This is a genomic window from Candidatus Polarisedimenticolia bacterium (genome assembly GCA_036004685.1).
Lineage (GTDB): Bacteria > Acidobacteriota > Polarisedimenticolia > Gp22-AA2 > AA152 > DASYRE01.
The window spans coordinates 87,732-100,352 of record DASYRE010000041.1; the positions used below are offsets into that span (position 1 = coordinate 87,732).

Here is a 12,621-nt window from a genome sequence, read left to right on the forward strand (position 1 = left end):
CCGTGAAACACGAATTGATCATCAACGCCGGCCCCCAGGAGACGCGCATCGCGCTTCTCGAGGACGGCCTGCCCGTCGAGGTTTTCCTCGAGCGCTCGAGCGCTCCCTCCATCCTCGGGAACGTCTACAAGGGACGCGTCAGCAACGTCCTGCCCGGGATGCAATCGGCGTTCGTGGATCTGGGTCTGGACCGGGACGCTTTCCTCTACGTCACCGATCTGCTCCCCTCGGAGCAAGCGCCGGGAGATCCAGAGCCGGGTTCGGCGGAGGGGGAGCGCCCGGGCGGACGCGCCTCGCGGCGGGGGCCCGCGATCGAGAGTCTCCTGCAGGCCGGGCAGGAAATCCTGGTCCAGGTCACCAAAGAGGCGCTCGGCAGCAAGGGTCCCCGGGTGAGCACCCAGATCGCCCTTCCCGGCCGGCTCCTCGTGTTCCTTCCCGCGGGCACCTGCCGCTCCGTCTCGCGGCGGATCACCTCAGACGAAGAGGGCGGGCGCCTGGTGGAGCTCGTCAAAAACCTCCCAGGGACGGGCGGCTTCATCGCCAGGACGGCGGCCGCGGGGATCGATTCGGCCGCCCTGGAGCGCGAAGCACGGCAGCTCCGTCTCTACTGGGAGGATCTGCGCCGGAGCGCGGAGGCGGCGCCCGTTCCCTCCTGCCTCCACCGGCAGGCCGGCCTGGTTCTCAAGATTCTGCGCGATCTCGCTTCGTCCGACCTGGAGCGCATCGTCGTGGACGACGACGCCACCCTCCGGCGCTGCCGGGAGTGGGTGGAGGAGCTTCTTCCGGTCACGGGCCCCGCGGTCCAGAGCCATGGGGGAACGGAGGAGATCTTCGAAGCGTTCGGGATCGAGCGGGAGCTGGAGAAGGCCTTGAGACGCCGCGTCTGGCTTCCCTCGGGAGGCTTCCTGTTCATCCAGCCCACCGAAGCCCTTGTGGCGATCGACGTGAACACCGGCAAGTTCGTGGGGGAGCGTCGGTTCGAGGAGACCGCCTTGAAGACCAACCTCGAAGCGGCTCGGGAAGCGGTCCGGCAGATTCGGCTGCGCGATCTCGGGGGAATCCTGGTCATCGACTTCATCGATCTCGAGGAGGAGGAAAGCCGGCGAGCGCTCGCCGGTGCTCTCGAGGAAGCGCTCAAGTCGGATCGGGCGCGGAGCAGGATGTTGCAGATGAGCGACTTCGGACTCGTGCAGATCACCCGCCAGCGGCTCAGAAAGGGTCTCGAGGGCCTCTTGTGCCGCTCCTGTCCCACCTGCCGCGGGACGGGGCGGGTGAAGAACGCGGAGACCGTGCGATTTCAGATCCAGCGCGAGTTGAAAAAGATGGTTCCGCTGTTGGAGCGGGGCATCGTGATTCGCGCCCATCCGGAGGTCGCCGGCTTGATGGACGCGGACCGGGCTCTCCTGAGCCGCGCGACCGGGCTTAGCCCGGCCCATGAGGTGCGCATCGAGGCGGTGGCGGGGTTTCACCCGGAGGAGTTCGAAATCCGCGGCGCCTAATTCGGGGCAGGTTTGGACCCGGCGGCTGAAACCCGCCGCGGGTCAACCCGCCTCGACGGCCTTGCCGCCGCCGGCGTCCGATCGCTGCCGAGCTCCGCGCCGCGCCCGCATCCAGGGGGATTCGGCTTCCAAGTCGTTGGATGCGTGCCGCCGCCCGAAGGTTTTTCCGGAGAGGGGGGAGTCTACATTGAAGGGCGGTTCCGGAGCCGATAGGCGCGGCGCTCGGATGCCTCCTGCGCCAGACGGAGGTCCTCGTCGGTCTCAAGAAGGAGAGGGGGAGCGGGGATCGGGACTCCCCGAGGATCGATGGCCACGACGGTGACGAAGGCCGTGGTCGTGTGTCGCCGCTTCCCGGTGAAAGGATCCTCGGATTCCACTCGGACTCCGATTTCCATCGAGGATCGGAAGACGTTGTGGATCCTGCCTTCGAGGATGACGATGCTCCCGAGGCGCACGGGGGAGTGGAAGGTCAGGCCGTCGACCGACGCGGTGGCAATCTGGGTCTTGCAGTGCCGCATTCCGACGATGGCTGCCGCCTTGTCAATCAGGGCCATCACACGGCCGCCGAAGATGTTCCCCTGAGGATTCGTGTCCTCGGGGATGACCAGCTCGGTCATGGTCACCCGCGAAGCCGAAGCCGGTTTGCCCTCCAGCGTGTCGGTCATCCTCGGAATGCGCCTCCCGAAAAGCCTCTATAGCACGGATCTCCCCTCCCTCCAAGCTCCTCCGGACGTCGGCAAAGGTTCGGCGGAGGGCGCCATGGATCGGCGGACCTCGGTCGGGTTCGAGGCCTCCGCCGGGGCGGTGCTGCAATCGGATTGACAAGGCTCCAGGAGGCCGGTAGACTTCGCCCCCATATTGAGACTGAGTCGCAATTTCTGATCGCCGGAGCCGGCGTCCCATGGATGGAAGAAACGAAGCGCATCGGCCGTCGCTCGAAGGCGCGAAAGCTCCGTTCGGCCACGGCACGCCGGGCGATCCTCGAAGCGCACCATGGCGTTCGGCGCCGCCTGATCCGGCGCCTGAGCCGGGGGGCGGGTGGCCGTCTTCGAAGGGGTTGCGGGAGCCCGCCGGCACGGCCCCGATCGGCAGCGCCGGCGGTGTCCTCGATTTACGTACGGGACGGATCCGGCACCTCCCCGGGGAGCCCTGGCGCCGAAGACGATTCCGGCCGGCGCGCCACGTTCCGCGAGGACTTCGCCAGGGATGCGCCCCGGATTCGATCCGGGATCTTGGGCCTGTCCGTTGAGGGGGACCGCTGCCGCGGCGCTGGTCGCGCTCCTGACTTCGTGGGCGATCGCCGGAGCGTCACCTCCGAAAAAACCTCCCTCTTCCCTAGTGCGGGCACGGTTCCTGATGGGAACCGTTTTCCGGTTCGAAGCGTCTGAGGGAATCCCGGCCGCAGCGCGCGCGGCAGCGCTCGAGTCGGCGCTGGACGAAGTGGATCGCCTCGAGCGGATTCTGAGCAATTGGCGGAGCGAGAGCGAGCTCTCGCGCCTGAATCGAAGCGCGCGGCGAAGGGCGACGCGCGTCTCGGCCGATCTCTTCGAAGCGGTCGAGCGCGCCTTGTACTGGGCGCGCGAAACCGAGGGGGCCTTCGATCCCACGGTCGAGCCTCTGACGCGCCGATTCAGACACACGCCTTCCCAGGGGAGCCCGGCCTCTTCGGCCGACTGGCGCGCGGGGCACGGGAATTGGCGAGACGTCTCGCTGAACCGGCGCTCCCGCACGATTCGCTTTCGCCGCGGCGTCCAGGGATTGGACCTGGGAGGGATCGCCAAGGGATTCGCTCTGGATCGGGCGGCGGCGGTTCTTCGCCGGCAGGGGATGAATGCCTTCTTGCTGGACGCCGGAGGTCAGGTCCTGGCGGCGGGCGCGCCGGCGGGGATGCGGGGATGGCCCGTGGCGGTGGCCGATCCCGCGCGCCGGGACAGGCCATTCCTGCCGCTGCTGGTGACCGATGTCTCCGCCGCCACTTCCGGCAATGCGGAGAGGCCGGGGGAGATCGTCGATCCGGTCACGGGCGCGACGCTTCGCTGGAAGGGAAGCGCGACCGCGGTGGCGCCCGACGCGACTTCCGCCGACGCTCTATCCACCGCCCTCTTCGTCCTGGGATCGGAGCGAGGAACGCGGTGGGCCCGGCGACGCCACGACGTGGCGGCGGTTTTCTTGGATCCGGGAGATCGCGGACCAACGAGGATTTCCGGGACCGTGTCGGAGACGGAGGCCCGGAACCGGCCGATCGAGTTCTTCTCAACGACCGATCACCAGGGGAGGATCCGGCATGTTTCGTTCCGGTAGGTTTCTTGGCATCGCCTTCGCGCTGCTTGGACTCATCCTGAATCCGGGGGGAGCCTTGTGGGCCGAATCGCCCGCTCCGCCGGTCTCCTCTTCCGGCGATCTGGAGACTAGGATTCGCGACTTGGAGGCGCAGGTCAAGAAACTGGCGGCGGCGGTGGAGGCTTTGCGGAGCGAAGCGCCGCCCGGAAAGCCGGACGGCATCGCGGAGCTGGAACGGCAGATCGATGTGTTGACCCGCGAGATCGAGCGCTTGCGGCTCGGCGAGGCGGCGGGGACCGAGGCCGGGGAATCGAGACACGGATTCGGGCCCGCCGCCTCGAAGATCTATCAGGTCCGTCACGGCGTCTCGGTCGGAGGCTATGGAGAGCTGGCGTATCGGAACTTCCGGAATGAGACGGACGATGGGTCGCCCGCGGGGGTAAACGATACCCTGGACCTCTCTCGAGTGGTGCTCTATTTCGGCTACAAATGGACCGATCGGTTTCTCTTCAATTCCGAGATCGAATTCGAGCACGCGACCACCGGAGAAGGGGACGAGGAGAAGGGAGAAGTCTCCGTGGAATTCGCCTACCTCGACTTTCTGCTCCGCAAGGGATTGAACGCACGGGCCGGGCTCCTCCTGGTGCCCGTCGGATTCATCAACGAGCTTCACGAGCCGACCGCTTTCCACGGCGTCCTTCGCCCCGAGGTGGAACGGGTCGTAATTCCCTCCACCTGGAGGGAGGCGGGGGCCGGAGTATTCGGGGAGGCCGGAAAGTTCACCTACCGTGCCTACCTCATGACGGGATTGAACGGACTCGGCTTCTCGGGCGACGAGGGGCTGCGCGAAGGAAGACAGGGAGGATCCTCTGCCGCGGCCGAGGATTTCGCCCTGGCGGGCCGCCTCGATTTCACCGGCTTTGCCTCGTTTCTCGCCGGCGTCTCCGGCTACGCCGGAGACTCGTCGCAAGGCGCGGTTTCGGCGGGAGCGCGCGTGACCCTGGCCGACGCTCACGTCCAGTATCAGTGGAGGGGGCTCGAGCTCCGCGCCCTCTGGACGCAGGTCGCCATCCACGATGCCGACGACCTGAACGCCGCCTTGGGAATCCTTCCGGGCTCGAACGAAACGATCGGGGAGAAGCTCCGCGGGTGGTACGCTCAGGCCGCCTGGGATATTCTCTCCCTACGAGCTGCGTCGTCCGTTTCGCTGATCCCGTTCGTCCGCTACGAGTCCTTGGATACCCAGGCGCGCGTGCCCGCCGGATTCTCGGCGGATCCGGGGAACGACCGGAGGATTCTGACCATGGGCCTTTCCTGGAAGCCGATCGCGCAGATCGTGGTGAAGGCCGACTATCAGAACGCCTCGAACGACGCCGGCACGGGTCTCGATGAATTCAATCTCGGCTTGGGGTGGATATTCTGAAATGTCCCGATCGACGCGCTTGCTTGCCGCGCTGGCGACCCTGCTTCACCTCCTGGCGGCGGATTCCGCCGCGGGCAAGGTCTATCTCACCCAGACGGAGGCGCTCGCGACGGCGTTTCCCGCTCCTGCCAAGAGCGAGCGGCGGAGCCTGTTCCTGGATGACGCCCAGGCGGCCCGCGTGGAGCGGGAATCGGGGCAGAAACTCGCTTCCCGGCTGGTCATCTATTATGTCGGGACGGCGGCAGGCGGAGCCGCCGGCTACGCTTATTTCGACACGCACCTGGTGCGGACGCTTCCGGAGACGATCATGGTCCTGGTGAAGCCCGACGGGGCCGTCGGGAAGATCCTGGTGCTCTCGTTCGCGGAGCCGGAGGACTATCTGCCCCGCGGCGCCTGGCTCGGGCAGTTTCCGGGGCGGAGCCTCGACCCCGACCTGGCGCTCCGGCGAGGCCTACGCAACCTGACCGGAGCCTCCCTCACCGCCGAGGCGATCACCGCGGCGTGCCGCCGAATTCTCGCGATTCACCGGATCGTCCGGGCCGGGCCTCCATGATCCGTCGGGGCGAGAAGATCCTTCTGTGGCTTTCGACGGTTCTGACGGCCGGATCGGGTGCGCTGTATGCCTGGATGAAGTACCTGATGAAGCCGGAGGACCCGCTGTCCGTCGTGAACCATCCATGGCAGCCCGGTCTGCTGGCCGCTCACGTCCTCGCGGCGCCTCTGCTGCTCTTCGGGATCGGGCTGATTACCCGCGAGCATATCCTCGGCCGATTTCATGATCCGCGCGCCAGAAAGAGGCGCTTGAGCGGAACGATGGTCGCCCTGGCGGCGGCGCCCATGGTCGCTTCGGGCTATCTCCTCCAAGTTCTCACTGCGGCGCCGGCACGCCGGACGGCCGGCCTGATCCACCTGGCGCTGGGGGCCGCATTCGTGACGGCCTATTCCCTGCACGCGGCGCTCGGCCGGCGCGCCGAGAAGGTCTCAACCCCGAAACCTGCCGGGTCGCTGCCGGGCCCCTCCCGGACCCGGCGCCGGCGGGTCTCGGCGGGTCCGAATTGAACCCCCACCGGCTTGTCCCTATAATTGAGTGCAATCGCGGGAATTCCAGAGGGCCAGGGAGGAAAGCCATGAATCATCGCATCAAGCGGATCACGCGCGTGTTGGCGGCTGCGGCCTGCCTGTCCGGAGCCGTATCTTGGTGGGCGGCCCCGGCGAGGGCGGAAAGCACCACGAAGGTCAGCGGCACGATTGTGGACGACAAGGGAGAACCCTTGGAAAAAGTCGACGTGTGGTTCGAGAACGTCACCATCAAGGAGAAAAAGGTCGGCCCGGTCAAGACGAACAAGAAGGGAAGATACATCCATCCTCACCTGGACGTGGGGATCGAGCCGAATTGGAGGGTGGTTCCGAAGCTCCCGGGCTACATGGTCTTGAAAGTCTCGTACAAGCTCGTCGACTCGCAGCGCAACGATCGCGGCAGCAGCGAATCGATTCTCAACTCGAAGCAGGAGTTCCCGTCGATCCACCCCGTCCTGGTGGGAGACTCCGGCTTCAACACCGTCGACTTCGTGATGGTGAAGGAAGCGGATTTTCAGAATGCGATGCGCGCGGCGGTGGCCAAGAAGCAAGGGGGCAGCTCGAGCGGCGCGGCCGCCCCTCCGGCGGGCGCGGCGTCGCCGGCGCCGGCCGCCGGAGCCGCCGCTCCCGGCGAAGCCGCCGCTCCCCCGGCGGCTCCCATCAAGAACGTGAGCGATGCGATCGCCCTGATCACCGCCGGCAAGAACGAGGAGGCCATTCCCATCCTCAAGGACTACCTCGAGAAGAATCCGAACAACGCGCCGGTCCAATTCGCGCTGGGCAAGGCCTACATCTCCACGAAACAGTACGACGAAGCGGTGCCGGCCCTCACGAAGACGTTGGCCATCAAGCCGGACCAGGGGGGCGCTCACTTCTACCTCGGCATCGCGCACGCGCAGATGGGACGGGACGAGGAGGCGATCAAGGAGTTCCAGGCGGAGATCCCGATCAGCCCGGATCAGGATTCGACCTACTCCAACCTGGCCTCGATCTACGAGAAGCAGGGGAAGCTGGACGACGCCCTGGAGAACTACAAGAAGGCGGCGGAGATCAACCCCAAGCGGCCGGAGATTCACGCCAGCATGGCGGCCATCTATGAAAAGAAGGGGAATCAGGCGCTGGCGGAGGCGGAGTACAAGGCGCTGGCCGATGTCGATCCGGCGAACGCCTCGGTCACCTGGTACAACATCGGCGCGATTGCCAAGAACAACGACAAGAATCCCGACGCCGTCCGGGCGTTCAAGAAGGCGGTGGAGCTCGATCCGAAATACGCCCAGGCGCATCGAGAGCTGGGCTACGCGCTGGTCCAGCAGGGAGATTTCAACGGAGCGGTGGAGCACTTCAAGAAATATATCGAGCTGGCGCCGAGCGCTCCGGACGCGGGACAGATCAAGTCCATGGTTCAACAGCTGTCGCGCTGATCCCCGCGGCGCGCGAGAATCCCCGCCGGACTCCGGACCGCTCCGGCGGGGACGATGGTCGGAATGGAATCGTCAGATCGGCTTCCCGCCCGGAATGTTCGGAACGAGCAGCGCTTCCACTTCCTCGCAGATCAGGTGGCCGATCAGGATGTGAACCTCCTGAATCCTGGCCGTCACCCCATGCCTCACGATGACGGGGTGCTCGCACAGCGCCGCGGCCCCGCCGCCGTCGTTTCCCAGAAGGCCGACTGCCGGCAGGCCCAGCGCGCGGGTGCGGCGCAGCCCTTCCAGAATGCTCGGGGACTTTCCCGAGGTCGAGATGGCCACGACGGCGTCTCCGGGCCGGGCCAGCGCCTCGATCTGCCTGGCGAAGATCTGATCGTACGCCGAGTCGTTCGCGACGCTCGTGAGGATCGAGGAATCGGTGGTCAGGGCGAGCGCCGAGAGCGCGCGCCGGTCCCGGGTCATGCGGTTCACGAGCTCGGCCGAAAGATGCTGCGCGTCGGCCGCGCTCCCCCCGTTTCCGAACAGGAGAATCTTGCCGCCGCCCGCCAGGGCGCGCGCCAGGAGCTCCGCGGCCCGCTGAACATCGGCCGCGTGCGCGTCGAAAAACTCACTCACCACGTCGAGGTGCGCCTGGACGTCGCGACGGCAGCGATCGGCGAAGCTCAAGACAGCCTCCTTGTCCCGGGCCGGGATGGATGGAGCATGTTAGGGAGGGTCTTCCGCGTCTGTCAAGGCAGGGAGGAGCCGACGAACCCCAGAAGGCGGCCGGCCCCGGGGCCCTCGCGGCGAAACGAGGGGAAGAGGTCGTCCCGGCAGAAGGTGCACAGACCGCCGAGGAGCACTCTCTCGGGAAGAAGGCCCGACTGCAGGAGCAGCCAGCGGTTGGCGGCGGGCAGGTCCAGGCGCGAGGAGCCCTCCCGGCGCGCGACGACGACCTCTTCCGGAATCCCCGCGCTGCGAAACGCCTGCAGCACGTCGTTCCCCACTTCGTAACAGCAACCTCCGATCGACGGGCCGACCAGCGCCATCAGATCCCGGCCGCCGGAGCCCCATCGATCGCGGAACGTCCCGACGGCCTCCCGGACGATCCCCGCGACGGTTCCCCGCCATCCCGCGTGCAACACGGCGCCGGCCTCCCGCACCGGGTCGAACAGGACGATGGGAACGCAGTCCGCCGCCGCGACCGCCATCACGATCCCGCGCGCCCGCGTGGCGAGCCCGTCTCCTTCCCGGCGGGAACCGGCGTCGTCGAGGGCCGGGTCGACCGCCACGATCCGGTGGCCGTGGACCTGCGCCAGCCGATAGGTCGGAAGAGCGCTCCATCCGAGGATCGGCAGAACCGCGTCGAGACTTCCGGCGGCGCGCCGAGTCGTGAAACCGCAATTCCAGCCCCCGGCGGACGGAAAAGCGGGGCAGTGCAGGTAGAGTCCGGAAGGATGAAGACGTAAGGGTGACGCAGAGTGCAAGAGAAGCGGCGCCTCCAGGGAGGCCCGGAGCGGGCCCGTCGAGGAGTTTAGTGACGAAGATCCGCAGGGTCAAGAGAGGCCGGTGCCGGACGCCGCCGCGCCGATCTTCGCCGGCCTGGAGCGACCTTGACATTTTTTTATGATTCGGGCACTCTTACGCGTCCCACGGCGACAGAGACCGTTCCCGCCGGATCCTCCCGGCCGGAACGGTTCTGTTTTGATTCCACCGGAACGAGCGATAAGGAGGTTTCTTGGTTCCTCCGGCAGTGGTGGCAATCGGCGCGCCGCCCGCGCCTGGACAGCCCTCTCCGAACCTTTTCGTGCAGATGCTGCCCTTGCTGGCCATCTGCGCGATTTTTTACATCTTCGTGATCCACCCGACCAAGAAGAAGCAGCGGGCGCTGCAGAGCATGATCGAAAGCCTGAAGCCCGGGGATCGCGTGATCACGAGCTCCGGGATGCACGGAACGGTCGTGGCGCTTTCGGACGACATCGTGCAGCTCCGCATCGCCGAGAACGTGAAGGTCGACTTCTCCAAGAGCGCCATCGTCGGGAAGAAGGAGTGACATCATGCCGCTGAAATGGCGCTGGGTCCTGATCGCCTTCGTCACCCTCCTGAGCGTTTACCTCTGCTATCCCCTGCAACAAAAGATCAAGCTGGGATTGGATCTCAAGGGCGGAATCCATCTGGTCATGCAGGTCAAGACCGACGACGCCATCAAGGCGTCCCTCGACCTGGACATGGAGACGCTGCGCGCCGAGCTGGCCAAGCGCGGAGTGACTCCGGAGCGGATCGAGCATTCCGGCGTGGACCGGATGATCGTGAGCGGCGTCGATCCGGCGAAAGGGTCGGAGCTTCGCGAACTGGTCTCCGCGCAATTCTCGGCCTACGATCTTTCCGCCAAGGGCGGGGGCGCGTTCGAGCTTCGTCTCAAACCCGCCCAGGCGCGCGCCATTCGTGAGACCTCGGTTCGCCAGGCGCTGGAGACGATCCGCAATCGCATCGATAAGTTCGGAGTCTCCGAGCCCGTCGTGCAGCAGATCGGTTTCGCCGGCGGGGGCGGGGAGCAGATCCTGGTCCAGCTTCCCGGAATCCAGAACACGGAACGGGTGAAGGAGTTGATCGGCTCGCCCGCCTACCTGGAGTGGAAGCTGGTCAGCATCCCGCCCGGATACCGTCCCGAGGACTTCCAACGAGTCTGTCCGGCACCCCAGGAACGCATCCTGTCCCTGTTCAACGGGTCGCTTCCGGGAGACACGGAACTCTATCCTTCCGAGCACCAGCAAGCGGGCGAAACGCTGTACTGGCCTTGTAAGAAGGCCTCCCCGATCACCGGGAAGGACCTGAAGGACGCGCGCCGTGGATCGGGGCGCATCGGGGAGGCCGTCGTGGACTTCCGGCTGACGCCGGATGCTGGACAGCGTTTCGAGGACCTGACGCGCGCCAACGAAGGGCAGCTGCTGGCGATTCTCCTGGACAAGAAGGTCATCTCGGCGCCTCGGATCAACGCCGTGATCCGCGACAGCGGCGTGATCGAAGGGAGCTTCGACGTCGACTCGGCGGAAGATCTGGCGATCAAACTGCGCTCCGGCGCCCTGCCCGCCGGAATGGAGCTTCTGGAAGAGCGCACCGTCGGCCCTTCCCTCGGCGCGGATTCGATCCGGCAGGGAATCGTGGCGTCCTTGCTGGGGGCGGTTCTGGTCGTCATCTTCATGCTCGTCTATTACCGGTTTTCCGGCGTCAACGCGAACCTGGCGCTCGCCCTGAACATCCTTCTTCTGCTCGGGGCGATGGCCTACTTCCGCGCCACCCTGACGCTCCCGGGAATCGCCGGAATCGCCCTGACGATCGGCATGGCGGTGGACGCGAACGTCTTGATATTCGAGAGGATCCGCGAGGAGCTGCGGCTCGGTCGGACGGTGAAGTCGGCGATTTCGGGCGGATTCGGCAAGGCCTTCAGCAGCATCGTCGACTCGAACCTTACGACCCTCATCGCGGCGCTTTTCCTTTTCGCCTACGGCTCCGGGCCCGTGCGCGGGTTCGCGGTGACCCTGTGCATCGGCATCCTGGCCAACCTCTTCACTGCCATCTTCGTCTCCCGGGCCATTTTCGATTGGTTCCTGGGGACGAAGGGGCGCGTGGAGCAACTGAGCATATGAACTCCGGCTTGCGGGGGAATCGGGCGTGAAGCAGCTGCAGCTCCTGACCGGCGCGAACTTCGACGTGATGGGCAGAAAATTCTTCTTCATCGGCGTGTCGGTCGTCGCCATGGCGATCAGTCTCTTTTTCCTGATGTCGCGCGGCTTAAATTATGGGATCGACTTCCGCGGCGGCACCGAAGTCCGGGTCAAGTTCTTGGGCGAGCCCGCCGTGGAACAGATCCGCAAGACTCTCGAGTCCCTCGGGATCGGCGACGTGAACATCCAGAGGATCGGCAAGGCGGAAGAGCGGGAGCTGTTGATCCGCATCGGACAGAAGAGCGGCGCCAAGACGGAAGGGGGTCTCGTGGGCGCCGGGGACATCTCGGCCCGGATCCTCGCGGCTCTGCGGCCCGCCAAGGACCAGCGGCTCGTTGCCGAGGGCAAGTTCAACCTGAACGAAGCAAGCGCCGGGGCACTCGAGACGTGGCTCGTCTCGCGGGTGGAGGAGGGGCGCAAATCGGGCAAAATTTCCGGCTCGGCCGCTCTCGACCCACGGGCTGCGGCGGAGGCGATCGTGGCCGCCCGGGACTCCCGGGGAGGGATCTTCTCGTCGATGGCGGATCTCCGCGGGCTTCCGGGAGTGACCGCAGACTTGCAGTCGATCATTCAGGAAGGGGCCTTTCTCGGGGAGATGGCCCCGCGCAGCTTCGAATTCGTCGGGCCGAGCGCGGGAAGGGACCTGATCCAGAAGGCGACCTGGGCGGTCGTGGGATCCAACCTCGGAATCCTGATCTACGTCTGGGTCCGGTTCAGGTTCATCTGGGGAGTGGCCGGCGTCCTGGCCCTGGTGCACGACGTGGTGATCGCCATGGGCGCTCTGGCTTTCACGCAGAAGGAGTTCAGCCTCACCGTCGTTGCGGCCCTGCTCACCATCGTCGGTTATTCGATCAACGACACGGTGGTGGTCTTCGACCGGATCCGCGAAAACCTGCGGATCCACCGGACCAAGGACTACGAGCTCGTGGTGAACGCCTCGATCAACCAGACCTTCAGCCGGACCATCCTGACGCAGTTCACGGTCATGCTGTGCACCACCGCCCTCTATCTCTTCGGCGGCGATCGCCTCGACGCCCTTTCCTTCACGCTGCTCGTGGGCTTCCTTTCCGGGGCCTATTCCTCCATCTTCGTCGCCAGCCCCATCCTCGTCCTTCACCAGCGCTGGTGGCAGTCGCGCAAGCGGAAGCGCGCCTGAGCCGCCCGCAGGTTTGCGGACCCCTTTTCGGTAAGCTATCCTAAATCATGCCTTC

At 66.1% G+C, this 12,621-nt stretch carries 12 protein-coding genes; 9 read left to right on the forward strand and 3 right to left on the reverse strand.

All coding sequences use genetic code 11. The features are described from left to right. Nucleotides 1-2: 2 nt before the first annotated feature. Nucleotides 3-1,499 carry an Rne/Rng family ribonuclease gene (locus tag VGR67_11105; protein HEV8336957.1) on the forward strand — a complete coding sequence of 499 codons (1,497 nt, stop codon included), beginning with the start codon at nucleotides 3-5 and terminating at the stop codon, nucleotides 1,497-1,499. 182 nt (nucleotides 1,500-1,681) lie between these two features. Here VGR67_11105 and VGR67_11110 read toward each other — a convergent pair whose 3' ends face one another. Further along, complete coding sequence (locus tag VGR67_11110; GenBank protein ID HEV8336958.1) at nucleotides 1,682-2,164, reverse strand: acyl-CoA thioesterase; 483 nt, start codon at nucleotides 2,162-2,164, stop codon at nucleotides 1,682-1,684. A gap of 580 nt (nucleotides 2,165-2,744) precedes the next feature. Between VGR67_11110 and VGR67_11115 the strand changes: the two genes are divergently transcribed. The 5 genes from VGR67_11115 (at nucleotide 2,745) to VGR67_11135 (ending at nucleotide 7,700) form a co-directional block, all read left to right on the forward strand. Then, nucleotides 2,745-3,800 carry an FAD:protein FMN transferase gene (locus tag VGR67_11115; GenBank protein ID HEV8336959.1) on the forward strand — a complete coding sequence of 352 codons (1,056 nt, stop codon included), beginning with the start codon at nucleotides 2,745-2,747 and terminating at the stop codon, nucleotides 3,798-3,800. Continuing rightward, nucleotides 3,784-5,202, forward strand: a complete 1,419-nt coding sequence (locus tag VGR67_11120; protein ID HEV8336960.1) for a hypothetical protein — start codon at nucleotides 3,784-3,786, stop codon at nucleotides 5,200-5,202. Before VGR67_11115 ends, VGR67_11120 begins: the two co-directional genes overlap by 17 nt. A gap of 1 nt (nucleotide 5,203) precedes the next feature. Continuing rightward, nucleotides 5,204-5,755 carry an FMN-binding protein gene (locus tag VGR67_11125; GenBank protein ID HEV8336961.1) on the forward strand — a complete coding sequence of 184 codons (552 nt, stop codon included), beginning with the start codon at nucleotides 5,204-5,206 and terminating at the stop codon, nucleotides 5,753-5,755. After that, nucleotides 5,752-6,261: a hypothetical protein gene (locus tag VGR67_11130; GenBank protein ID HEV8336962.1), complete on the forward strand. Its 510-nt coding sequence runs from the start codon at nucleotides 5,752-5,754 to the stop codon at nucleotides 6,259-6,261. The genes VGR67_11125 and VGR67_11130 overlap by 4 nt, the downstream gene beginning before the upstream one ends. A 68-nt stretch (nucleotides 6,262-6,329) precedes the next feature. Beyond that, nucleotides 6,330-7,700, forward strand: a complete 1,371-nt coding sequence (locus VGR67_11135; GenBank protein ID HEV8336963.1) for a tetratricopeptide repeat protein — start codon at nucleotides 6,330-6,332, stop codon at nucleotides 7,698-7,700. A 72-nt stretch (nucleotides 7,701-7,772) separates the two neighbouring features. Here the strand turns inward: VGR67_11135 and VGR67_11140 are convergent, their stop codons facing one another. Together VGR67_11140 and pgeF are read right to left on the reverse strand one after the other, a co-directional pair. After that, the gene (locus tag VGR67_11140; GenBank protein ID HEV8336964.1) at nucleotides 7,773-8,372 is read right to left on the reverse strand and encodes an SIS domain-containing protein; all 600 of its coding nucleotides are present in this window, start codon (nucleotides 8,370-8,372) and stop codon (nucleotides 7,773-7,775) included. A 62-nt stretch (nucleotides 8,373-8,434) separates the two neighbouring features. Then, complete coding sequence (gene pgeF / locus VGR67_11145; protein ID HEV8336965.1) at nucleotides 8,435-9,172, reverse strand: peptidoglycan editing factor PgeF; 738 nt, start codon at nucleotides 9,170-9,172, stop codon at nucleotides 8,435-8,437. A 251-nt stretch (nucleotides 9,173-9,423) separates the two neighbouring features. On the opposite strand from pgeF, the gene yajC reads away from it, so the two are divergent. The 3 genes from yajC to secF are packed head-to-tail and all read left to right on the forward strand — an operon-like array spanning nucleotide 9,424 to nucleotide 12,566. Then, nucleotides 9,424-9,738 carry a preprotein translocase subunit YajC gene (yajC, locus tag VGR67_11150; GenBank protein HEV8336966.1) on the forward strand — a complete coding sequence of 105 codons (315 nt, stop codon included), beginning with the start codon at nucleotides 9,424-9,426 and terminating at the stop codon, nucleotides 9,736-9,738. A 4-nt stretch (nucleotides 9,739-9,742) separates the two neighbouring features. After that, entirely contained in the window at nucleotides 9,743-11,332 is a 1,590-nt protein-coding gene (gene secD, locus VGR67_11155; protein ID HEV8336967.1) for a protein translocase subunit SecD, read from the forward strand. A gap of 25 nt (nucleotides 11,333-11,357) precedes the next feature. Further along, nucleotides 11,358-12,566 carry a protein translocase subunit SecF gene (secF, locus tag VGR67_11160; GenBank protein ID HEV8336968.1) on the forward strand — a complete coding sequence of 403 codons (1,209 nt, stop codon included), beginning with the start codon at nucleotides 11,358-11,360 and terminating at the stop codon, nucleotides 12,564-12,566. Nucleotides 12,567-12,621 lie beyond the last annotated feature (55 nt).